General features: G+C 72.5%; 17 protein-coding genes. 6 read left to right on the top strand and 11 right to left on the bottom strand.

Features of this window, described 5'->3' with window-relative positions; translation table 11 throughout:
• Positions 1–20 precede the first annotated feature (20 nt).
• The 9 genes from ABT263_RS10495 to ABT263_RS10455 form a co-directional block, all read right to left on the bottom strand.
• Complete coding sequence (locus ABT263_RS10495) at positions 21–1,232, bottom strand: alpha/beta hydrolase (protein WP_352289728.1); 1,212 nt, start codon at positions 1,230–1,232, stop codon at positions 21–23.
• A gap of 157 nt (positions 1,233–1,389) precedes the next feature.
• The gene (locus tag ABT263_RS10490) at positions 1,390–1,737 is read right to left on the bottom strand and encodes an MmcQ/YjbR family DNA-binding protein (protein ID WP_329487489.1); all 348 of its coding nucleotides are present in this window, start codon (positions 1,735–1,737) and stop codon (positions 1,390–1,392) included.
• A gap of 72 nt (positions 1,738–1,809) precedes the next feature.
• Complete coding sequence (locus ABT263_RS10485) at positions 1,810–4,101, bottom strand: Dyp-type peroxidase (protein WP_352289725.1); 2,292 nt, start codon at positions 4,099–4,101, stop codon at positions 1,810–1,812.
• Between the two features lie 34 nt (positions 4,102–4,135).
• Complete coding sequence (locus ABT263_RS10480) at positions 4,136–6,085, bottom strand: galactose oxidase early set domain-containing protein (RefSeq protein WP_352289722.1); 1,950 nt, start codon at positions 6,083–6,085, stop codon at positions 4,136–4,138.
• Positions 6,086–6,305: 220 nt separating this feature from the next.
• The gene (locus ABT263_RS10475; protein WP_352289719.1) at positions 6,306–7,532 is read right to left on the bottom strand and encodes an acyltransferase family protein; all 1,227 of its coding nucleotides are present in this window, start codon (positions 7,530–7,532) and stop codon (positions 6,306–6,308) included.
• Between the two features lie 28 nt (positions 7,533–7,560).
• On the bottom strand, positions 7,561–8,709 hold the full coding sequence (locus tag ABT263_RS10470; RefSeq protein WP_352289716.1) for an alpha/beta hydrolase: 1,149 nt from the start codon (positions 8,707–8,709) through the stop codon (positions 7,561–7,563).
• Between the two features lie 143 nt (positions 8,710–8,852).
• Positions 8,853–9,527: a response regulator gene (locus ABT263_RS10465; RefSeq protein WP_352289714.1), complete on the bottom strand. Its 675-nt coding sequence runs from the start codon at positions 9,525–9,527 to the stop codon at positions 8,853–8,855.
• The gene (locus tag ABT263_RS10460) at positions 9,524–10,825 is read right to left on the bottom strand and encodes a sensor histidine kinase (protein ID WP_352289711.1); all 1,302 of its coding nucleotides are present in this window, start codon (positions 10,823–10,825) and stop codon (positions 9,524–9,526) included. Before ABT263_RS10460 ends, ABT263_RS10465 begins: the two co-directional genes overlap by 4 nt.
• A gap of 110 nt (positions 10,826–10,935) precedes the next feature.
• Positions 10,936–11,625, bottom strand: a complete 690-nt coding sequence (locus ABT263_RS10455; protein WP_352289709.1) for a TetR/AcrR family transcriptional regulator — start codon at positions 11,623–11,625, stop codon at positions 10,936–10,938.
• Between the two features lie 221 nt (positions 11,626–11,846).
• Between ABT263_RS10455 and ABT263_RS10450 the strand changes: the two genes are divergently transcribed.
• Positions 11,847–13,451: an MFS transporter gene (locus ABT263_RS10450; RefSeq protein WP_352289706.1), complete on the top strand. Its 1,605-nt coding sequence runs from the start codon at positions 11,847–11,849 to the stop codon at positions 13,449–13,451.
• An 81-nt stretch (positions 13,452–13,532) separates the two neighbouring features.
• Here ABT263_RS10450 and ABT263_RS10445 read toward each other — a convergent pair whose 3' ends face one another.
• Positions 13,533–13,979, bottom strand: coding sequence for a nitroreductase/quinone reductase family protein (locus ABT263_RS10445; protein WP_352289703.1), 447 nt, complete (start codon positions 13,977–13,979; stop codon positions 13,533–13,535).
• 183 nt (positions 13,980–14,162) lie between these two features.
• On the bottom strand, positions 14,163–16,913 hold the full coding sequence (gene aceE, locus ABT263_RS10440) for a pyruvate dehydrogenase (acetyl-transferring), homodimeric type (protein ID WP_352289700.1): 2,751 nt from the start codon (positions 16,911–16,913) through the stop codon (positions 14,163–14,165).
• Between the two features lie 516 nt (positions 16,914–17,429).
• On the opposite strand from aceE, the gene ABT263_RS10435 reads away from it, so the two are divergent.
• The 5 genes from ABT263_RS10435 to ABT263_RS10415 all read left to right on the top strand — a co-directional run bounded on the left by ABT263_RS10435 (position 17,430) and on the right by ABT263_RS10415 (position 21,456).
• A complete protein-coding gene (locus ABT263_RS10435; RefSeq protein WP_329487476.1) occupies positions 17,430–17,864 on the top strand; it encodes a DUF3052 domain-containing protein in 435 nt (144 codons plus the stop codon).
• 240 nt (positions 17,865–18,104) lie between these two features.
• Complete coding sequence (locus ABT263_RS10430; RefSeq protein WP_329487475.1) at positions 18,105–18,563, top strand: peroxiredoxin; 459 nt, start codon at positions 18,105–18,107, stop codon at positions 18,561–18,563.
• Positions 18,564–18,799: 236 nt separating this feature from the next.
• Complete coding sequence (locus ABT263_RS10425; protein WP_329487474.1) at positions 18,800–19,375, top strand: TerD family protein; 576 nt, start codon at positions 18,800–18,802, stop codon at positions 19,373–19,375.
• Between the two features lie 326 nt (positions 19,376–19,701).
• Positions 19,702–20,277 carry a TerD family protein gene (locus ABT263_RS10420; protein WP_329487473.1) on the top strand — a complete coding sequence of 192 codons (576 nt, stop codon included), beginning with the start codon at positions 19,702–19,704 and terminating at the stop codon, positions 20,275–20,277.
• Between the two features lie 72 nt (positions 20,278–20,349).
• A complete protein-coding gene (locus ABT263_RS10415) occupies positions 20,350–21,456 on the top strand; it encodes a DUF475 domain-containing protein (protein WP_352289697.1) in 1,107 nt (368 codons plus the stop codon).
• The last annotated feature ends 101 nt before the right edge of the window (positions 21,457–21,557 follow it).

The raw sequence follows: 21,557 nt of genomic DNA, 5'->3' as shown, positions 1-21,557 counted from the left end.
GGGGTGGGGCCGAGCGGCCGTCAGGCCTCAGGAGCGGGCCGGAGCACGTCCTCGTAGTGGCCGAGCGAGATGGCCGCGAAGTTGTGCAGGCTGTCGGTGCCCTCGGTGAAGTAGCCGTTGTGGCCGGAGGAGCGGGCCGAGGAGATCTGCTCGGCGCCGAACTCGGCCGAGGTCGGGTCGGCGCCGTGGCCGAGCCCGCCGACCTCCAGGTACGGCACGTTGCCGATCCAGTCGCTGCCGTTGCGGGTGGCCCAGACGTGTACGCCGGCGCCCAGTTCGGAGGTGCTCTGCACGCCCATGCCCGGGCTGCCGAACACCATCAGGTCGGTGATCCCGGAGGTGTCGGACGGCGAGGCGGCCGCCCGGGGGATCTCGGGGGCGGCGGTGCCGCAGACCACCGAGCCGTAGGAGTGGCAGAGCAGCGACGGCGGCGCGTCGGGCCGGGTGGTCTCCTTGAGGCCGGCGAGCAGCCGCTCCAGCCGGGGCGCGCCGACATCGGCGAGCCGGGAGGTGACGGCGTCCGGGCCGAGGCCGGAGGGCGTGACGTAGCCGGTCCAGGCGATCACCGCGGTCCGGGTGCCGGGCGACTGCCGCCGCTCCTCGGCGTACAGCGCGCGGGCCATCCCGGCGGGGGAGCGCAGCGGGTCGGCGGCCTGGTCGAAGTGGCCGAGGTCGGCGTCGGAGCCGGGCACGAGGACGGAGATCCGGTCGGCGTCGGTGAGGTCGCCCCAGACCTCGCTGACCAGGCCGCGGCCGCGCGGGTCGAAGGCGAGCACCTGGCGCTCGGGGGCGAGCAGGTGCTCGACGTCGTTGGCGCGGGAGACGGCGAGCGCGCGCAGGTCGGAGTCGAGGGTCCGGTCGGCGGCGCGGGCCCGGGCGCGGTCCCGCTCGGCGGTGAGGGCGATCCGGTTGGCGCGGTAGCGCAGCTCGACCGGGGCGCCGTCGAAGTTGCCGACGACCAGCGGGTAGTCCTGGATCAGCCGGTCCAGCTCGGTGGGCGCCAGCGAGGCGAAGAAGTCGGCGGCGGCGGCCGGCGTGGTGAGGGCCGGATCGGGCAGGGTGCGGTCGAAGGAGTGGTCCTCGACCCAGGCGGCGCTGCCGGCCGGGGGGGTGGAGATCGCCAACTGCTCGGTGGACGCGGCGGCCTGGGCCGCGGCGGCGCCGGCGTCGGCCAGCACGGCGCATCCGGCGAAGGCACCGATCAGTACACGCTTCCACCGCCGACGGCGCATCGCGTCAACTCCCTAGGGGCCCGTGACCGTTCTGCGGGCGGGGCCCGGAGGTGGTACGACTGCCAACTTCCCTGGGTAAGCGTAGGGGGCGCGGCGCGGTGTCGGGCCCGCTCAAACTGTGGGATGGATCACATGAACCGGCGGTGTCCTTTCGGCGTCACCGGTCCTGCGCCGCGTCGAACTCCCTGACCATGCGCTTGGGAGCGGTGCGGCGCCAGGCCTCGGTGAGCAGCTCGCGCAGCTCTTCCGGGTCGACCAGGTCGAGCCGGACGCCGACCCAGCCGTGCCGCCCGACGTACGGGGGGTAGGAGAACACCTCGGGCGCGGCGGCGAGCAGCTCGCTCTGGTCCTCCGGGGAGGCCTTGACGCTGACGCCGGTGCCGTCCGGCGAGCCCATCGCGAAGATCTTCGTGCGGACCCGCAGGGTCTCGATCTCCCAGGTCGGCTGCTGCACGGCCTCCGGCAGGGCGAGCGCCATCGCGCGGAACTCATCGAACGTCACCATGGCGGCAGCGTAGGGCAGTGGACCGACACCGCGCCCCCGGCACGCGTCACGGGCGGGGGCGCGGTGACCGGCTCAGACCAGGGAGGCCCAGCCGTCGCACGAGCGGTCGTCGGCGATCTTGCGGTCCGGGTGGCCGCTGCCGTCGGCCACCGAGATCTTGCGGTAGTTCTCGCCGTGGAACACCCAGTACTCGCTGCGGCCGCCGACCCGCTGGACGTCGGGCACCGGCAGGAAGCAGTCCACCCCGGAGATGCCGTCCAGCGAACTCCACCGCGAGAGTTCACGGTCGGTGCGCTCGCAGACGTCGGTGTGCGCGGCGCCGTCCGCCACCGAGATCAGCCGGTACCGCTGGCGGCCGCCGGTGGTGTGGAACGCCCAGTACCAGCTCTTGCCGCCGACCCGCTGCTGGTCGGGCACCGGGAGGAAGCAGTCCATCCGCTCGACGCCGACGAGCGAGGGCCAGGCGGAGAGGCCGCGGTCCGGGCGCTCCAGGGCGTCGGTGTACGTCCCGCCGCCGCAGGTGATCGAGACGGACCGGTACTGCTGGCGGCCGCCGGTGGTGTGGAACACCCAGTACCAGCTCTTGCCGGCCGGGTTCTGCAGATCGGCCATCGGCAGGACGCAGTCGATCCGCTCGACCCCCCGCAGGCAGGGCCAGGTGGTCAGCGCGGCGTCGCGCTCGACCGGGTGGTCGGTGTGCGCGGCGCCGTCCTCGACCGCGATCCGGCGGCACTGCGGGCCGTGGAACGCCCAGAACTGGCTCCGGCCGCCCTTGCGCCACTGGTCCGGGACGGCGACGAAGTCGTCGCACGGGTAGCCCCTGTCCTGCCGCGCGGAGGTCTGGCCGCCCTGATGGCCCTGCGACTGCCCGGTGAGCCGCCCCTCGGCGAGCGCCTTGAGGGTGCTGATGGACGGCGCGAAGGCGTACACCGAGCCCTGGGTCTGCACGAACTGCTGGAAGTGCAGCGGGGTGTGCTTGATCGCGCCGTCCGGGCCGCGGCTCTCGAAGTCGACGTCGTCGGCCTCGGTGATCACCGGGTCCTTGCCGGGGACGGGGTTGCGGCCGGGCGGGAAGTCCGGCTGGTCGATCCAGTCGGCCTGGATGAACTCGAACTGCCGGGCGATGTCGGCCTGGTAGCAGACGAAGAGCAGGCCGCGCGGGTCGTCGGGCCCGCCGGGGCCCTCGGAGGCCGGGTCGAACGGGAACCCGTAGGGCGCGCCGCGCCGCATGATCCGCCGTCCGTCGAGCTCCTTGGCGTCGAACGGCGGCCGGCTCGGGTCGGGGGCCTGCAGCCCGGCCCGCGGGCTGGACTTGCGCAGGTGCGAGAAGAGCGGGGTGACCAGGCCCTCCAGGTCGTCCCGGAAGTCGAAGTCGTTGTCCGAGGACGCCTTCGGGTCGTTCGGGACGTCGCGGTCCTGGTGCTTGCAGACCGGCGCCCCGGAGCGCCAGCGGCCGACCAGCCGGGCGGCCAGCCACTCGGCGGTGGCGGTGTCCGGGACGGCCTTGGCCTGCTTGAGCTCCTTCAGCTTGACCGAGACCTGCGACCACCAGCCGGGGACGTCCTGGGAGAGCCGGCGGACGACCTGGAAGGAGCCGTCGCGGGCCCACGCGGGGAAGTCGGTGAAGCTGCCGGGGGCGGGCTGCTCGCCGACGACGAACTCGCCGGCCGGAATGATCCGGGTGCCCGGGTGGCCCTCGACCTCCTCCTCGTTCGCCGGGTTCGGCGGGTCGAAGAAGCGGACGCCGGGCTCGCTGATGCCGTCCTTGAAGCCGAAGTGCTCCTTGCCGCGGCGGCTGCCGAGCAGGGTCTTGGCGTTCTGCTGGAAGATGGTGACGATCTTCGCCTCGGCGGCCGCCTCGCGCTGGGCGGTGACGGTGGCGGCGAGGTCCTGCTCGGTGTCCGAGGCGATCGTCAGCACGGCGTGCACCTGCTGGTTCCTGCCGTTGCCGAAGAGCCAGTTCTCCGGGGAGTTGTCGCCGGTGTCACCGAGCGCGCCGGCCCGCTTGGCCGAGCCCTCCTTGAACGCCTCCAGGCCGCTGCCGACCGGCGGGGCCTGTTCGAACGGGTCGGTGGCGGAGAGCTGGCGCATGCCCTCGTAGGTGAGGCTGAGGCCCAGCCAGGTGGCCTTGAGGGTCTTGGGGTCGTCGCCGCCCGAGTTCTTGCGGGCCTCGCTGAACGCCGCGTTGAACTCGGCGACCTGCCGGGTGGTGGCGATCTGCGGGGCGACCGCGCGCAGCCAGTCGCGGGCCCTGGCGGCGTCCTCGAACTTCAGGAACAGCAGGGTGACGTTGTCCTTCTTGAAGCCGGCGACGATGTCGCCCTGGATCTCCTCGCTCCGGCGCAGTCTCAGATCCGTTGCCATGGGGTTCCTCCGTGGGGTGGGTGGGAGGCCGGGATCAGGCCGGGGAGCCGAGCTGCACCCACTGCGCGACGCTGGGCACGCCCTTGTCGTCGAGCAGGAAGAGCATGTACCAGCCGGGGGGCGCGGCCTTGGCGTCCGGCGGCGCCTGGAACTCCAGCCGGTTGCCGGCCCGGCTGCTGAGCCGCAGTTCGATCTGGCGCTGGCTGGTGTTGACCGAGTGGGTGGCGGTGGTCGGCGCCAGCAGGACGGCCTTGGCGGCCCGTTCCGGGGTCGAGGTGGTGACCAGGAACTTCTTGTCGTAGCCGACCGGGGAGGTGGGCCCGCGGTCGAGCGAGGGGCGGTTGGCCTGGTGCAGGTAGGCGGGCTCGTAGATCTCGATCGTGCCGTTCATGGTGACGGGCCCGGTCGTGCCCGGGATGCCGCTCACCGTGCCGTCGATGTCCGGGTTGTTGGCGATCTGCTGCAGCTCGTCGCCGGTCACCATGACCCGTCCGTCGGGCAGCACGACGGCGTTGGAGTGGTAGCCGCGCGGCAGCCGCTGGACCGGGCCGAGCTTCCAGTTGCCCTGGTCGTCGCGGAGTTCGACCTGGCGGTACTTGAGGTCGGCGTTCGGGTTGTAGGGGCCGTTGCCGTAGTCCCGGATGTCGTAGGCGCCGTTGACGGTCATCAGCTTGCCGTCGGGCAGCAGGATGGTGTCGTCCTGGGTGCGGCCGAAGGCGCGGGACTTCTCGGCGGTCCAACTGCCGTTGGAGAAGCGCAGGGTGCTCGGGTTGTCGCGGTCCCCGCCGAGGACGAGGGCGGAGTCCGGGCCGTTGACGCCGCCGGGCAGCATGACGGCCGAGCCGTAGTTGCGCTTGCGGCCGTCCGGGCGGGCGGTCAGGTCGCTGCGGGTCTCGTTGACCGGGTCGAACTTCCACTGCTCGGCGGCCTGGCGGCCGAAGCCGTAGATGTTGCCGTCGTTGAGCGAGAACAGGTGCGGGTAGTCCAGGGTGAACGGCGCGTCCGCCTTGAACCGGTCCACCGGGGTGTTCCTCGGCGTCTCGGTCTTCAGGTGCGGCACCGGGTGGCCCTTGGCGGGGAAGCGCTCGACGACCGGGGTCGGGGTGCCCCAGCCGAGCTCGGACTGGCCGGACATGATCAGCTGCCGGCCGTCGGCGCCGGTGACCACCGAGGGGTACCAGCGGCCGACCGACATGTCGGGGTTGCGGGTCCAGGTCTCGGTCCACGGGTCGAAGATCAGCGAGAGCTTGGCGCCGGTGCCGCCGTTGCCGCCCAGGTTGCCGCCGAAGACGCCCAGCATGCCGTTGGGCAGGTAGGAGTGCCCGGCGCAGAAGAACGGCGCCGGGCGCTCCTGGCCGAGGCCGTCCGGCATGTCGACGACCGGCGGCGTGACCTGCTTGAAGGCGGCGGTGCCGGTGCCCTTGGCCGGGTCCCAGAGGAAGGCCCGGCCGGCGTTCTCCCGGCCGATGGTCTGGGTGGGGGCCGGCTCCTTCTCCGGGTTGGTCTCGATCCGTTCGAAGGAGAACAGCAGCACCTTGCCGGTCGGCAGCAGGGCGATGTGGTCGCCGAAGTCGGGGGAGGGGAAGTACGCCTTGAACGCGCCGAAGGTCGCCGGGTCGAAGCCGGCGTTGGCGGCGGTCTGGGAGTCCGTCAGCGCCTTCAGCCGGTTGGTCCGGGTGGTCTGCGGGTAGTCGCCGACGCCGCGGACGGCCGCGCGCATCCGGGCGTGCTCCTCGGCGTGCTCCGGGCCGAGCGCGGCGACCTCGTCGTCGCGCATCTCGGCCAGCACCCGGGGCGCGGTGATGTGCGGGGCGGGGTCGGCCGGGGCGGCGGCCCCGTCGTGGCCGCCGCCGTGGGCGAGGACCAGGGCGACGGCGGGGGTGGCGGCGGTCAGGACGGTGCCGGTGGTCAGCGCGCAGACGACGGCGGTGGCGACGGCGGCGAGCCGGCGGCCGGATCTCGGCCGTGGTCGGGACAGGGACATGGGACTCCTCGGAAGGGGGTGTGGGGGGAAAGCCGGCGGGTGCGGACGGCCCGGCCGTGGGCGGGCGGGGGCGACCGATCGTCGCCGACCGTCACAGGACATCACAGTGCGTGTCGGTTCGCATGCGGATCCATCCCCCGGCCGGGTACGTGTCGCTGACGGACGGGGCGTGGGCCCGTGCGGCTCACGCCCCGTCAGTTCCCCGGCTGCGCCGACCGGCTCACACCACGCCCAGCGCGTACGCGGCGAACAGCGCCGCGGCGGCGCCGGCCACCGTCTTCCAGGGGCGGGAGAACGCCGTCCAGGGGCCGTCGAAGCGGCGGGTGAACCACCCGATCGCGACCAGGACGGCGCCGAACAGCGGTAGCAGCGCCACCCGGGCGGCCGCCCAGGCCAGCGAGTCCGGGGCGCCGGTCAGGCCGGGCACGGTGCCGAGGACGGCCGCGCCCGGTACCGCGACGGCCAGCATCGCGCTCTGGTGCCAGCAGAAGATCGTCATCGCCGAGAGGTTGACCGCCACCACCGGCAGCCAGAGCAGCGGGCGGCGCAGCAGCCGGCCGAGCCGCTCGCGCAGCAGCACCGCGGCGCCGATCTGCACCGCCGCCAGTGCCAGGACCAGCAGGGACGGCGGGTGCGAGTTGGTCCGCCCGGCGCCGGGCACGCCGACCATGCTGGCGGGGTAGTGGAAGACCAGCAGCAGCGTGGCGAACAGCGCGCCGCCGCCGAGCAGCAGCAGGCGCGCGGCCGGACGGCCGAGCCGCCCGTGGGCCCAGAGCACGCCCAGCTGATAGCCGAAGAGCCAGCCCGGCAGGATGTTCAGCAGCCCGACCCAGGACGGCACCGCGTCCGCCCACGGGCCGTAGCGCAGCAGGTCGACCACCGCGACCACGGCCGCCAGGACGCCCGCCGACCAGCCGCGCAGCCGCCGGGCGGCGGCCACGCAGAGCGGGGTCAGCGCGGTGAGCCCCAGGTAGACGCCGATGTACCAGAGCGGCTGCACCACCAGCACCGAGCCGGTCCGGACGGTGTCGCCGGGGACGCCGAGCCGGCCCAGCGCCGGGATCAGCAGCGCCCAGACCGCCGCCACCCCGAGGACCGGGCGCAGCAGCCGCACCGAGCGGGCCCGCAGCCAGCCGGCGTGGCCGACCCCGCGGGCGCGGGCCCGCTCCAGCGAGCGGACCGAGGAGTGGCCGCCGACCAGGAAGAACACCCCGAGCATCTGGAGCACCCAGCTGGCCGGGGCGAGGAAGCCGAGCGAGCCGAGCGGGCTGGCGTTGTGCAGGGCGCCGTCGGCGGAGCGGGTGAAGCCGCCGAGCAGCCAGTGGCCGACGGGGACGGCGAGTAGGGCGAGGGCGCGCAGCCCGTCCAGGGCGCGGTCGCGGCTCTCGGGGGTGCGGGTGTCGACCTGGTGCGCGGCGCGGCGCAGGGCGGTCAGCGGGTGGGGCATGGCGTTCCTCCTCGGGAGGTGGTGGGGCTCAGCGGCCGAGCGCGAGGGCGGCGTAGGCGGCGAGCGAGGCGGTGCCCGGGGCGAAGTAGCCGGTGTGGCCGTGGGATCCGGTGGCGGGCAGCGGGCGGGCGCCGAACGCGCGACCGGTCGGATCGGCGCCGTGGCCGAGGCCGAGGAGCGAGACGTTGGGCACGTCGCCGATCCAGTCGGAGCCGTTGCGCCGGGTGGCCCACAGCGGCACCCGGGGGTCGAGGTCGGCGGCCGAGCCGACGCCCATGCCGGGGGAGCCGAGCACCACCAGGGCGGCGGCCTGCTCCGGTCCGGGGCGGGCCAGGCCGCAGACCACCGAGCCGTAGCTGTGGCAGAACACCGTGGCGGGAGCGGCCGGCCGGGTGGTGACGGCGAGCCCGTCCAGCAGCCGGGTGAGCCGCCGGGCGCCGGCCCGGGCGAGGGTCTCGGTGGCGGCGTCCGGGCCGAGGCCGACCGGGGTGGTGTAGCCGGCCCAGGCGATCACGGCGGTCTGCCGGCCGGTGGCCTCGTACAGGGCGCGGGCCATCCCGGCCGGGGTGCCGTACGGGTCGGTGGGCCGGTCGAAGCTCCGCAGGTCGATGTCCGAGCCGGGCACGACGACGGCCGTCCGGGGTGCGGTGGCCAGGTCGCCGAGGACTTCGGCGACCTGGCCGCGTCCGCGCGGGTCGAAGGCGAGGATCCGCCGGTCACCGTCCAGCAGGGTGCGGTAGCGCTCGGCGCGTTCGCGGGCGGTGGTGCGGTCCTGCGGGGTGAGCGCCGGGTCGGCGGCGCGGGCGAGTTCGCGGCCGCGCTCCTCGGCCAGGGCCAGGGCGTTGGCCCGGTGGCGGAGGCCGACGGGGGCGCCGTCGAGGTTGCCGACCACCAGCGGGTGGCGGACGGCCAGCGCGTCCTGACGGGCGGTCGGCAGTTCGGCGAAGAAGGCGGCCACCGCGGCGGGGGAGGCGGTGGCCGGGTCGGGCAGCCGGAGGCCGAGGGTGGTGTCGGCGACCCAGCCGGCGGTGCCGGGCGGTGGGCCGGTGACCGGGTGCTGGGTGTCGCAGGCCCAGCCGCCGGCGCCGAGTACGGCGGCCAGGGCGACCGCGGCGGCGGCGACCGTGCGGGCGAAGCGCCGGGGCCGGGGTCGGTGCTCGGTGCGAGGCTGCCGCATGTGCGTGTTCTCCCTTGTCCGTCGGGTGTCGACGGAGAGGAAGGTAGAAACGCGGCGGCCCCGCGGACGTCACTCCGCGGGGCCAACTCCCGGGTACTACCCGGGTAGCAGGAGGGGAACGGGACCGGCCGGGGCCGGGCCGCTCACTGACCCGGCGTCACCAGGCCGGACTCGTAGGCCAGGACCACCGCCTGGGCGCGGTCGCGCAGGTCGAGCTTGGCGAGGATCCGGCCGATGTGGGTCTTGACGGTCTGTTCGGCGAGCACCAGGCCGGCGGCGATCTCCTGGTTGGACAGGCCGCGGGCGATCAGCTCCAGCACCTCGGTCTCCCGGGGGGTCAGGCCGTTCAGCCGCAGCTTGGGGTCGCGGCGCCGGGCCGGCCTGGTCCGGGCGAAGTCCTCGATCAGGCGGCGGGTGACCGAGGGGGCGAGCAGCGCGTCGCCGGCCGCCACCACCCGCACGGCGGCGATCAGGTCGGCCGGGGGCGCGTCCTTGAGCAGGAAGCCGCTGGCTCCGGCCCGCAGCGCCTCGTACACGTAGTCGTCCACGTCGAAGGTGGTCAGCATCAGCACCTTCGGCCGGTGGGCCCCGGGGACGGCCGGGTCGAGCAGCCGGCGGGCCGCCTCCAGGCCGTCCATCACGGGCATCCGGACGTCCATCAGCACGACGTCGGGGTGGGTGCGGCCGCAGACCTCCAGGGCCTGCGCGCCGTCCGCCGCGTCGCCCACCACGTCGATGTCGCTCTGGACGCCGAGCAGGGCGGCGAAGCCCGCCCGCACCATCGCCTGGTCGTCGACGATGATCACGCGGATGGTCATGCGGCGGGCTCCCGGGGGGTATCGATCGGCAGGACGGCGGCCACCTTGAAGCCGCCGTCGGGCAGCGGGCCGGTGTCCAGCTTCCCATCCAGCAGCCGCACGCGTTCCCGCATGCCGACCAGCCCGTGACCGGTCCCCTCGGCGGCGGCCTCCAGCGACTCGGCGCGCGCGGGCGGGGCCCCGTTCACCACGGTGACCAGCAGGGCCGGGCCGTCGACGGCCAGCGACACCCAGGCCTCGGCGCCGGGCGCGTGCCGGACGACGTTGGCCAGCGCCTCCTGGACGATCCGGTAGACGGAGAGGTCGACGGCCTGCGGCAGGGCGTCGACCAGCTCCGGGAGCACCGCCAGCTCGGCCGGCACCCCGGCCCGGCCGACCGTCTCGACCAGCTGGGCCAGTTGCGCGATCCCGGGCTGGGGCGCCTTCTCGGTGCCGGACTCCTCGCTGCGCAGCACCCCGAGCAGCCGCCGCATCTCGGACAGCGAGTCGCGGGCGGTGCCGGCGATGGCGCCGAACTCCTCGGCCGCCTCGGCCGGCACGCCGGCGATCCGGTACGGGGCGCTGGCGGCCTGGACGGCGATCACCGACATGTGGTGGGCGACCACGTCGTGCAGCTCGCGGGCGATCCGGGCGCGCTCCTCCAGCAGGGTGCGGCGCTCGCGCTCGGCCTCGCTGATGTGCTCCTGCTCGGCGAGCAGTCGCTGGGCCTCGGCCCGTTCCCGCAGGGCGCCGCCCAGGACCAGGACGGCCCCGGTCAGGGCCACCGCGAGCAGGCTGTTGTCGCTGCCGACGTCCGCGCCGATGCCGAGCAGCGACAGCGCGAGGCTCGTGGCGGCGGTGGCCAGCCAGACGGAGAGCAGGGTGCGGCGCCGTTCGCGCAGCGCGAGCGGCAGCATCAGCAGCAGGTAGCCGACCACGCCGGGGGCCGGCCACGGCCAGGAGGAGGAGGTGTCCCGGCCGGTGGTGAGGATCAGCAGGGAGGTCAGCAGGTCGGCGGCGCCGATCATCCACCAGGCGGGCAGCGGGCGGCTCACGGCGAGCAGCAGCGGCACGGTCTGGGCGATCGAGAGGGCCGCCGCGAGGCCGACGTTGAGGCCGTAGTCGGTGGCCAGGACGTTGGTCGCGCTGGGCAGCAGGGAGCTGATCGCGGCCAGCGCGAGGACGTACGGCAGCCAGCGGACCCAGCGGGCGGCGGCGTGGGCCAGCAGCGGGGTGTGGTCGGTGGAGGGGCGGGCGAGCGGGGCGAGCAGACCGGGGAGCAGGCCGCCCCGGGCCGGCCCGGTGGGCGGATCGATCATCCCGTCAGCCTAGGGCGGCCCGTGCCGACGGGCGTCGGACCGGGGACCGGACTCCGCCGTAGTACTCCGGTATGACCCGGTGGCCGCCGGGGCCGCTCCCGGACGGGGTGCTAGGGCCGCCAGTCGCCGGCCAGGGCGGGGCCGAGCTGGTCGAAGTGACGGGTGATCAGCGCGATCATGCCCTCCAGGCCGGACGCCTCGTGGTCGGCGCTCCAGGACAGGTGGGCCGCGCGCAGCACGCTGCCGAAGACCGCGGCCATCACGGTGGGGCGCAGGTCCTCGGCCGGGTCGAGGCCCTCGCGGGCGGCCAGCACCTGGACCACCACCCGCTCCTGCTCGGTGACCCGGCGCAGATGGGCGGCGAGCAGTGTGGGGGTGTCCTCGATCATCTGCATCAGTTCCAGCGCGCTGGTCACCGAGCCCGGGCCGGTCCGGTGCCGGGAGCCGAGGTCGTGCCAGGACTCGACGATCGCGGCCCGCAGGGCCTGCAGCGGGTTCTCCTCGGCGGGGCGGGCCCGCAGCCGGTCGATGAAGTAGTCCTCGGCGTCGGCCATGACGGCGAGGGCGACCTCGTCCTTGTTGGCGAAGTAGCGGAAGAAGGTGCGCTGCGAGACGTCGACGGCGGCGGCGATCTCGTCCACCGTCGTGCCGGCGAACCCCTGGCTGAGGAAGAGCCGGTGGGCGGCCTCGATCAGGGCGTCCCGGGTGCGCTGCTTCTTGCGCTCGCGCAGGCCGGGACCGGCGCCCTCGGCCGGCCGAACGGCCGGGCCGGTGGCGAGGGGCGAGCGCTGAGCGGCCATGGCGGGGGCCTTCCGGACGGCGAGGCGGAGGGGGGTACTGGTGCACAACTGTAGCGGTCTGACAAATGTCAGTCCCCGCAACAAGGCAGAGTTTGCCAAATGTCAGTTGCTGACATAATCTCCGGAGCGTGGCGCCCCCAGGCCGGGTAACTCGTGGGGACGGGTGGGCCCGGGGCGCCACGACCACGTCTGTTCGCTGCCATGCCCCCGGAGGGCCCCAGATGAGCCAGTCCGTCGTCAAGAGCGCCAAGGCGGACGACCCGCCGCAGCCCGACTCGTCCTCCGGGGGCGGCCTGAAGGGGCATCCCTGGCTGACCCTGCTGACCGTCGCCGTCGGCGTGATGATGGTCGCGCTGGACGGCACGATCGTCGCGATCGCGAACCCCGTCATCCAGGCCGACCTCAAGGCCGCGCCGTCCGAGATCCAGTGGGTGACCAGCGGCTACCTGCTCGCCCTCGCGGTCTTCCTGATCACCGCCGGCAAGATCGGCGACCGCTTCGGCCACAAGCGGACCTTCCTGGTCGGCGCGGCCGGATTCGCCGCCACCTCGGCCGCGATCGCCTTCGCGGGCAACATCGAGACGGTGATCGCCTGCCGCGTCCTGCAGGGCCTGTTCGGCGCGCTGCTCCAGCCGGCCGCGCTCGGCCTGCTGCGCGGGGCCTTCCCGGTCGAGAAGCTCAACATGGCGATCGGCATCTGGGGCGGGGTGATCGGCGCGTCCTCGGCGGCCGGTCCGATCGTCGGCGGTCTGCTGGTCGAGCACGTCAGCTGGCAGTCGGTGTTCTTCATCAACATCCCGGTCGGCCTGCTCACGCTGGCCCTCGGCATCTGGATCCTGCGGGACGTCCGGGCCGAGAAGGCGGCCAAATCCTTCGACGTCCCCGGCATCGTGCTGCTCTCGCTGGCGATGTTCGCGCTGGTCTTCGGCATCATCAAGGCGCCCGAGTGGGGCTGGGGCGACACCAGCACCCTGCTCTTCCTGGGCGGCGCGCTGGTCCTGATGACGGCCTTCGCGCTCTGGCAGCGGGTCGCCCGCGAGCCGCTGATCCCGCTCAGCCTGTTCCGCTCCGTCCCGCTGTCGGCCGCCACGCTGCTGATGGTGCTGATGGCCTTCTCGTTCTTCGGCGCGATCTTCTTCGTGACCTTCTACCTGCAGAACGTCCACGGGATGGCGCCGGTCGAGGCCGGCGTCCACCTGCTCCCGATGACCGGCATGATGATCATCGGCTCGCCGGTGGCGGGGCTGGCCATCGGCCGGCTCGGCCCGCGGGTCCCGATCGTGGCCGGCATGCTGATCACCACCGTGGCGATGTTCGGGATGTCCACCCTGGACGAGGGCTCCGGCGCCGGGGTGATGTCGCTCTGGTTCGTCCTGATGGGCCTGGGCATGAGCCCGGTCATGGTCGGCGCCACCGAGGTGATCGTCGGCAACGCGCCGATGGAGCTCTCCGGCGTGGCCGGCGGCCTCCAGCAGGCCGCGATGCAGGTCGGCGGCAGCCTCGGCACCGCGGCGCTGGGCGCCCTGATGGCCGCCAAGGTCGGCGACGTGCTGCCCGGCAAGTGGGCCGAGGCCGGCCTGCCGCCGGTCCAGGGCGCCGAGGCCGAGAGCCTCAAGCAGGCGGCCCAGCTCGGCTTCGCCCCGCCCGCCCCGGAGGGGACCCCGGCCGAGGTGGTCGACGCGATGGCCGGCGCCGTCCACCAGTCCTTCCTCAGCGGGATGTCGCTCGCCTTCGCGGTGGCGTCCGTGGTGGCCTTCGCCGCCGCCCTGCTCGGGCTGCTCGCCCGCCGGGGCAAGGGCGAGGCCGGCCCGGCCGTCCACATCTGACCGCCCGCGCACCGCGAAGCCGGTGGCCCCGGACTCCCGAGGGAGTCCGGGGCCACCGGCTTCGCGCGTCGGCCTTCCGGGTCAGCCCGCCGCGCGGCGCAGCTCCACCAGCGGCACCACGCGCCCGGCCCGCGCCCGGTAGGCGGCGAACGCCGGCTGGGCGGCGATCTGGGCCGCCCAGAGGGCCTCGTACCGCTCGCCGCCGGTCACCGGGACGGCCAGCGCCGGGTAGCGCTCGGCGCCGAGCTCGACGGTGACCTCGGGGCGGGCGGCCAGGTTGCGGTACCAGTCCGGATCGGCCGGGGCGCCGCCGTTCGAGGCGAAGACGACGGGTCGGCCGCCCTCCGTCAGATGGACCAGCGGGGTGGTGCGCGGCTCGCCGCTGCGCCGGCCCCAGGTGGTGAGCAGCAGCAGCGGGGTGCCCGCGAAGGAGCCGCCGACCGCGCCGGCCGAGGCCCGGAACTCGGTGATCACACCGCGGTTGTACGCGTTGCCGCCGGCGGCGGGCTCGGGGTGGACGGCGTTCATGGGAGACCTCCTGGGGTGGTCCGGTTCGTCTGGGAACGACCCTAGGAGCTCACACCTGTGTGAGGTTCAAGGGGATGTGACGGAGGTCACACCGGGGATCCGGCGGCGGGAACGGCGAAGGGCCGGACCTCCACGGAGGAGGTCCGGCCCCTGGGTTCACCGGTTCACCGGCTCACCGAGCGCTCAGGCGTCGCCGCCGGCGGCACCCGGGTCGGCCGCGGCCACGTCCAGCAGCTGGTAGCGGTCGATCGCGTCCTTCAGGGCGCTGCGGTCGATCTTGCCCTGCTTGGCGAGCTCGGTGAGCACGCCCAGGACGACCGACTGCGCGTCGATGTGGAAGAAGCGACGGGCCGCGCCACGGGTGTCGGCGAAGCCGAAGCCGTCGGCACCCAGCGACTGGTACTGCCCCGGCACCCAGCGCGAGATCTGGTCCGGCACCGCGCGCATCCAGTCGGAGACGGCGACGAACGGGCCCTCGGCGCCCTGCAGCTTCTGCGTCACGTAGGGGACGCGCTGCTGCTCCTCCGGGTGCAGGAGGTTGAACTCCTCGGCCTCCACCGCGTCGCGGCGCAGCTCGTTCCAGGAGGTCGCGGACCAGACGTCGGCCTTGACGTTCCACTCCTCGGCGAGGACGCGCTGGGCCTCCAGGGCCCACGGCACCGCCACGCCGGAGGCGAGGATCTGGGCCGGGATCTGGCCGGCGGTCGCCGGGGCGTACCGGTGCAGGCCCTTGAGGATGCCCTCGACGTCGACGTTCTCCGGCTCGGCCGGCATCTTGATCGGCTCGTTGTAGACGGTCATGTAGTAGAAGACGTCCTCGCCGTGCGGGAACTCCGCCGACGAGCCGTACATCCGCCGCAGGCCGTCCTGGACGATGTGCGCGATCTCGAAGCCGTACGCGGGGTCGTACGCGACGACGCCCGGGTTGGTCGAGGCCAGCAGGTGCGAGTGGCCGTCCGCGTGCTGCAGGCCCTCGCCGGTCAGCGTGGTCCGGCCGGCGGTGGCGCCGATCACGAAGCCGCGGGCCAGCTGGTCGGCCATCTGCCAGAACTGGTCACCGGTGCGCTGGAACCCGAACATCGAGTAGAAGACGTAGACCGGGATCAGCGGCTCGCCGTGGGTGGCGTAGGAGGAGCCCGCGGCGATCAGCGAGGCCGTGCAGCCCGCCTCGGAGATGCCGTCGTGCAGCATCTGGCCGGTCGGGGACTCCTTGTACGCCAGCAGCAGCTCGCGGTCGACCGACTCGTAGGTCTGGCCCAGCGGGTTGTAGATCTTCGCCGACGGGAAGAGCGAGTCCATGCCGAAGGTGCGGTACTCGTCGGGCGCGATCGGCACGAAGCGGTTGCCGATGCCCTTGTCCCGCATCAGGTCCTTGAGCACCCGGACGAACGCCATGGTGGTGGCGATGGTCTGGTTGCCCGAACCCTTCTTGACCGCCTTGTACGCGTCGTCGCCCGGCAGCTCCAGCTGACGCGGCCGCACCTTGCGGGTCGGCACGTAGCCGCCCAGCTCCTTGCGGCGGTCGTGCATGTACTGGATCTCCTCCGAGTCACGGCCCGGGTGGTAGTAGGGCGGGTAGCCCTCCTCCAGCTGCTTGTCCGTGATCGGGATGTGCAGGCGGTCGCGGAAGCGCTTCAGGTCCTCGACCGTCAGCTTCTTCATCTGGTGCGTCGCGTTGCGGCCCTCGAAGTTGGGGCCGAGCGTCCAGCCCTTGACCGTCTGGGCCAGGATGACCGTCGGCTGACCCGTGTGCTCGCGGGCCGCCTTGAACGCCGCGTAGACCTTGGCGTGGTCGTGGCCGCCGCGGCCCAGGTGCTGGATCTGCTGGTCGGTCATGCTCTCGACCATCTTGCGCAGCCGCAGGTCGCCGCCGAAGAAGTTCTCGCGGATGTACGCGCCGGTCTCGGTGGCGTACGTCTGGAACTGGCCGTCGACCGTGGTGTTCAGCTTGTTCACCAGGACGCCGTCGCGGTCCTGTGCGAGCAGCGGGTCCCAGCTGCGGTCCCAGACCAGCTTGATGACGTTCCAGCCGGCGCCCCGGAACTGGGACTCCAGCTCCTGGATGATCTTGCCGTTGCCGCGGACCGGGCCGTCCAGGCGCTGCAGGTTGCAGTTGACCACGAAGGTCAGGTTGTCCAGGCCCTCACGCGCGGCGAGCGACAGCTGGCCCAGCGACTCCGGCTCGTCCATCTCGCCGTCGCCGAGGAAGGCGTACACGTGCGAGGCGGAGGTGTCCTTGATGCCCCGGTGCTCCAGGTAGCGGTTCATCCGGGCCTGGTAGATCGCGCCGAGCGGGCCGAGGCCCATCGAGACGGTCGGGAACTCCCAGAAGTCCGGCATCAGCCGCGGGTGGGGGTAGCTGGAGAGGCCGTACGGGGCCTTCGACTTCTCCTGGCGGAAGGCGTCGAGCTGCTGCTCGGACAGTCGGTCCAGGAGGAAGGCGCGGGCGTAGATGCCGGGGGAGGCGTGACCCTGGAAGAAGATCTGGTCGCCGGACTCGCCCTCGGCGTCCTTGCCGCGGAAGAAGTAGTTGAAGCCCACGTCGTAGAGCGACGCGGAGGAGGCGAAGGTGGCGATGTGGCCGCCGACGCCGATGCCCGGACGCTGCGCCCGGGAGACCATGACGGCCGCATTCCAGCGGGTCGCGTTGAGGACCTTGCGCTCGATCTCCTCGTTGCCGGGGAAGAACGGCTCGTCCTTGGTGGCGATGGTGTTGACGTAGTCCGTGCTGCGCATCTCGGGCACGGCGACACGCTTCTCGCGGGCGCGCTCGATCAGGCGGAGCATCAGGTAGCGGGCACGCTCGCGCCCCCGCTCGTCGATGGCCGCGTCAAGCGACTCCAGCCATTCCGCGGTCTCCTCGGGATCGAAGTCCGGGACCTGACTCGGAAGGCCGCCAATGATGATCGGGTTGCGATCGGATCCGGAAGCCACGCTGTTCCTTCACTGTCGGTCGAAACTGAGGTGTGTCGCGCCGCCTCCATCGTGCTACCGCGCTCGGAGATCCGTCATCTCTACCGATCGGTAACCGCTGCGCCCGGTAGGCGGAGCGGTCTGGCGGCGCGCGGAGCAGGCGCTATTGCCTGCGCCCCGCACCACCGGGTGTTACGAACAGAGGTGGTCCGACCTGGTTGCCCGATCGTCCGATGGCGGGCGGTCGGGGTGAGGGCCAACAGGAGACTCTACGCCCGCGCACGCGCGGACCCGAATGCCGTTCGCATCTCGGGCACGCGTACGGCCTGTGGACCGGGGTCACCCGAAGCATCCTTGTCCCATGCAGAGAAGGGCAAATCGGTGTGATTCACGACACGTCGACCGGCGTGTCCCCCTGCGACACGTCAACCTTTGGAGGGGATCGGGGGTCGGGTACTTGCGCGAACCGCCGCGCCCGTGTGGACTACGGCCACAGCCTCGGCATGGATGCCGAGCCGAATACTGGAGGTTATTCCCGTGAGCGCGACCGCGGACCCCGCGGACAAGTCCAACCCGGCCCACCGTCTCGGATTCGAGAAGGACCAGATCATCCAGGAGCTGGGGTACGACGAAGACAGTGACCAGGAACTCCGCGAGGGCATCGAGGAGATCACCGGGACAGATCTCGTCGACGAGGACTACGACGACGTCGCCGACGCCGTCCTGCTGTGGCACCGCGACGACGACGGAGATCTCACCGACTCCCTCGTCGACGCCCTGGAATACCTGGCCGAGGGCGGCCTGATCTGGCTTCTGACGCCCAAGACCGGCCGGGACGGCCACATCGAGGCGTCCGACATCGCCGACGCGGCCCGGACCGCCGGCCTCTCGCAGACCAGCTCGATCGCCATCGCCAAGGACTGGGCCGCCACCCGGTTGGCGACCAAGGCCGCCAAGGCGGGCAAGCGCTGAGCGCCCCTCGCGCCTGAGCCGCGATCCAGGGCCGGGCCCCGTTGGAGCTTCCTCCAGCGGGGCCCGGCCGTTTCGCGTTCCGGGCTGGATCCCCTGCCGGGGGTCGCGTTCGCCGAGGGCGAAAGCGGCCGCCCCGAGCGCCGGCCGCCTCACCCGTTCGGCCGAATCGGGGTCGGCGAATGCAAGGATGGCGCTCGCCGCGCCCGCCGCGCGGCCCTGTCGCGTCAGAAAGGTCCCACCATGGCCATCGAGGTCGGCACCGAGGCTCCGGACTTCGAGCTGAAGAACCAGCACGGCGAGCTGGTCAGGCTCTCCGACTTCCGGGGCGAGAAGAACGTCGTCCTGGTCTTCTACCCGTTCTCCTTCACCGGCGTCTGCACCGGCGAGGTCTGCGCGATCCAGAAGGAGCTGCCGCGCCTGCAGAACGACGAGGTCCAGGTGCTCGGCGTCTCCAACGACTCGCCGTTCACCCAGCGCGTCTTCGCCGAGCAGGAGGGCCTGGAGTACCCGCTGCTCTCCGACTTCTGGCCGCACGGCGAGGTCTCCCGCGCCTACGGCGTCTTCAACGAGGAGAAGGGCTGCGCGGTGCGCGGCACCTTCGTGATCGACAAGGCCGGCGTGGTCCGCTGGAGCGTCGTCAACGACCTGCCGGACGCCCGTGACGAGCAGGAGTACCTGAAGGTCCTCGGCGCGCTCTGAGGCCCCCGCGCGCCCCTTCCCGGGGGTGCCCGACGGGCCCGGCGGGCTGCGGACGGACCGCGGGGCGGGCCCCCGCGCGGATTCGAACAGCCACGCCGGGCCCGTTCTCCGCCCAGGACGGGAACCCGGCACTACGATCGGTCCGTTGGCTGGTCAGAGGCTCGGCGCAATCGTCGCCGCACCTCCGACCGCACCACGGGGGCACCAGTGCGTGCCTCCCGAATCTTGGAGGACAAGTGGGTGTCAGCCTGAGCAAGGGCGGCAATGTCTCGCTCACCAAGGAAGCCCCCGGCCTGACCGCCGTGGTCATCGGCCTTGGCTGGGACGTCCGTACCACCACCGGCACGGACTTCGACCTGGATGCCAGCGCCCTGCTCTGCAACGACCAGGGCAAGGTCGACAAGGACGGCAACTTCGTCTTCTTCAACAACCTGAAGAGCCCCGAGGGCTCGGTCGAGCACACCGGCGACAACCTGACCGGTGCCGGCGAGGGCGACGACGAGGCCATCAAGGTCGACCTGGCGACCGTGCCGGCCGATGTGCAGAAGATCGTCTTCCCGGTGTCGATCTACGACGCCGAGAACCGGACCCAGAACTTCGGCCAGGTCCGCAACGCGTTCATCCGCGTGGTGAACCAGGCCGACAACAAGGAGCTGGCCCGGTACGACCTCTCCGAGGACGCCTCGACCGAGACCGCGATGGTCTTCGGCGAGCTGTACCGCAACGGCGCCGAGTGGAAGTTCCGCGCCATCGGCCAGGGGTACGCCTCCGGCCTGCGCGGCATCGCCCAGGACTTCGGCGTCAACGTCTGAGCCGGGCGGCGGGCCCGCCGGGCCTGACGGAGTACCACCGGGCCGGGGCCGGCCGCGGACGCGAGGGCGTCGGCGGCCGCCCCGGCTTCGTGCTGTCCGGGGCCGTGTCGCTCGGTTTCGTGCTGTGCGGCCTCGTGGCGCCCGGGGCGGGCGGCGGGTGGGGCCCGGCCGGGGGGCCACCGGTTCGTGCGCCCCGGCTTCGAGCCGGTCCGGCGCACTGGAAGGATAGGAGTTCAGGAAGTTCAGCCGGCCGAAGGAGGCCGGGCGGGGCCACGGGGGAATAGACCTTGAGATGCGCCCCGGGAGGAAAGGGAGGAAGGACAGCCATGAGTGTCACGCTCGCCAAGGGTGGAAACGTCTCGCTCACCAAGGCCGCGCCGAATCTGACGCAGGTCCAGATCGGCCTCGGCTGGGACGCCCGCTCGACCACCGGTGCGCCGTTCGACCTCGATGCGAGCGCGCTGCTCTGCTCGGGAGGCCGGGTGCTCGGTGACGAGTACTTCGTCTTCTACAACAACCTGAAGAGCCCCGAGGGCTCGGTCGAGCACACCGGTGACAACCTCACCGGCGACGGCGACGGCGACGACGAGGTCGTGCTGGTCAACCTGGACCTCGTCCCCCCGCAGGTGGACAAGGTGGCCTTCCCGGTGTCGATCTACGACGCCGAGTCGCGCCTGCAGAACTTCGGCCAGGTGCGCAACGCCTACATCCGGGTGGTCAACTCCCTGGACGGGCAGGAGATCGCGCGGTACGACCTGACCGAGGACGCCTCCAGCGAGACCGCGATGATCTTCGGCGAGCTGTACCGCTACGCGGGCGAGTGGAAGTTCCGCGCGGTGGGCCAGGGGTACGCCTCGGGCCTGCGCGGCATTGCCCTTGATTTCGGCGTGAACGTACAGTAACGGCGGCCCGAGACCCGCGTCCGACGCGGTCGACGTCCTCGGCGCCATGAACTCGAAAGGTAACCAAGTCCCGTGTTCCTCCGCACCTTCGGCTGGTCATTCGCGATCACCGTCATCGGGCTGATCGCAGCCGGCCTGCTCTGGGGAGCTGAAGGATTCGGCATCGTGCTGATCCTCTCCATCCTGGAGATCTCCCTGTCGTTCGACAACGCGGTGGTCAACGCCACGGTGCTGAAGCGGATGAACCCGTACTGGCAGAAGATCTTCCTCACCGTCGGCGTGCTGATCGCCGTCTTCGGTATGCGGCTGATCTTCCCGCTGCTGGTCGTCGGCCTCACCGCGCACCTCAGCCCCGCGACCGTCATCGACCTCGCGCTCAACTCCGACAAGACCTACGAGGGTTCCACCTACGCCCAGTACCTGGAGGCCGCCAACCCGGCCATCGCGGCGTTCGGTGGCGTCTTCCTGCTGATGATCTTCCTCGACTTCATCTTCGAGGAGAAGGACTACAACTGGCTGGCCTGGATCGAGCGTCCGCTGGAGAAGGTCGGCAAGCTGGAGGCCTTCTCGACGGTCGTCGCGCTGGTCACGCTGCTGCTGGCGTCCAACTTCTTCGCCGGGGAGCACGCCGAGACGGTGCTGCTCGCCGGTGTGCTCGGCCTGGTCACCTACCTCTCCGTCAACGGACTCTCCTCGATCTTCGAGGCGGGCCTGGAGGAGGAGGCCGAGGAGGAGGAGACGTCCGGCAAGTCCGGGAAGTCCATCGTCCAGGTGGGCGGCAAGGCCGCGTTCTTCCTCTTCATGTACCTGGAGGTGCTGGACGCGTCGTTCTCCTTCGACGGCGTGGTCGGCGCGTTCGCGATCTCCAGCGACATCTTCCAGATCACCCTGGGCCTCGGCATCGGCGCGATGTACATCCGCTCGCTGACCGTCTACCTGGTCCGCCAGGGCACCCTCGACGACTACGTCTACCTGGAGCACGGCGCGCACTACGCGATCGGCGCGCTCTCGGTGATCCTGCTGGTCGGCATCGAGTACCACATCCCGGAGATCGTCACCGGCCTGATCGGTGTCGCCTTCATCGGCCTCGCCCTCGGCTCGTCGATCCTGCGCAACCGCAAGGAGGCCGCCGCGGGCGGCGGCGGGGACGACCACGAACTGGCGAGCGCCGGCAAGTAGCGCTCCGCACCCGGGGCCGTCGCCCCGGGGCCCGACGAGAACGGCCGCCCCCTCCGGTGAGGGGGCGGCCGTTCTGCGTGCGTGGTGCTCGGTTCGGTTGT

Origin of the sequence: Kitasatospora sp. NPDC001603 (genome assembly GCF_040298365.1) — a bacterium.
Taxonomy (GTDB): Bacteria; Actinomycetota; Actinomycetes; order Streptomycetales; family Streptomycetaceae; genus Kitasatospora.
This window is presented reverse-complemented; position numbering and strand designations above follow the sequence as displayed.

What these genes read in the sequence shown, in the direction of transcription:
- ABT263_RS10495 (WP_352289728.1), bottom strand. Translation starts at nt 1,232, where the DNA reads ATGCGCCGTCGGCGGTGGAAGCGTGTACTGATCGGTGCCTTCGCCGGA.
- ABT263_RS10490 (WP_329487489.1), bottom strand. Translation starts at nt 1,737, where the DNA reads ATGGTGACGTTCGATGAGTTCCGCGCGATGGCGCTCGCCCTGCCGGAG.
- ABT263_RS10485 (WP_352289725.1), bottom strand. Translation starts at nt 4,101, where the DNA reads ATGGCAACGGATCTGAGACTGCGCCGGAGCGAGGAGATCCAGGGCGAC.
- ABT263_RS10480 (WP_352289722.1), bottom strand. Translation starts at nt 6,085, where the DNA reads ATGTCCCTGTCCCGACCACGGCCGAGATCCGGCCGCCGGCTCGCCGCC.
- ABT263_RS10475 (WP_352289719.1), bottom strand. Translation starts at nt 7,532, where the DNA reads ATGCCCCACCCGCTGACCGCCCTGCGCCGCGCCGCGCACCAGGTCGAC.
- ABT263_RS10470 (WP_352289716.1), bottom strand. Translation starts at nt 8,709, where the DNA reads ATGCGGCAGCCTCGCACCGAGCACCGACCCCGGCCCCGGCGCTTCGCC.
- ABT263_RS10465 (WP_352289714.1), bottom strand. Translation starts at nt 9,527, where the DNA reads ATGACCATCCGCGTGATCATCGTCGACGACCAGGCGATGGTGCGGGCG.
- ABT263_RS10460 (WP_352289711.1), bottom strand. Translation starts at nt 10,825, where the DNA reads ATGATCGATCCGCCCACCGGGCCGGCCCGGGGCGGCCTGCTCCCCGGT.
- ABT263_RS10455 (WP_352289709.1), bottom strand. Translation starts at nt 11,625, where the DNA reads ATGGCCGCTCAGCGCTCGCCCCTCGCCACCGGCCCGGCCGTTCGGCCG.
- ABT263_RS10450 (WP_352289706.1), top strand. Translation starts at nt 11,847, where the DNA reads ATGAGCCAGTCCGTCGTCAAGAGCGCCAAGGCGGACGACCCGCCGCAG.
- ABT263_RS10445 (WP_352289703.1), bottom strand. Translation starts at nt 13,979, where the DNA reads ATGAACGCCGTCCACCCCGAGCCCGCCGCCGGCGGCAACGCGTACAAC.
- ABT263_RS10430 (WP_329487475.1), top strand. Translation starts at nt 18,105, where the DNA reads ATGGCCATCGAGGTCGGCACCGAGGCTCCGGACTTCGAGCTGAAGAAC.
- ABT263_RS10420 (WP_329487473.1), top strand. Translation starts at nt 19,702, where the DNA reads ATGAGTGTCACGCTCGCCAAGGGTGGAAACGTCTCGCTCACCAAGGCC.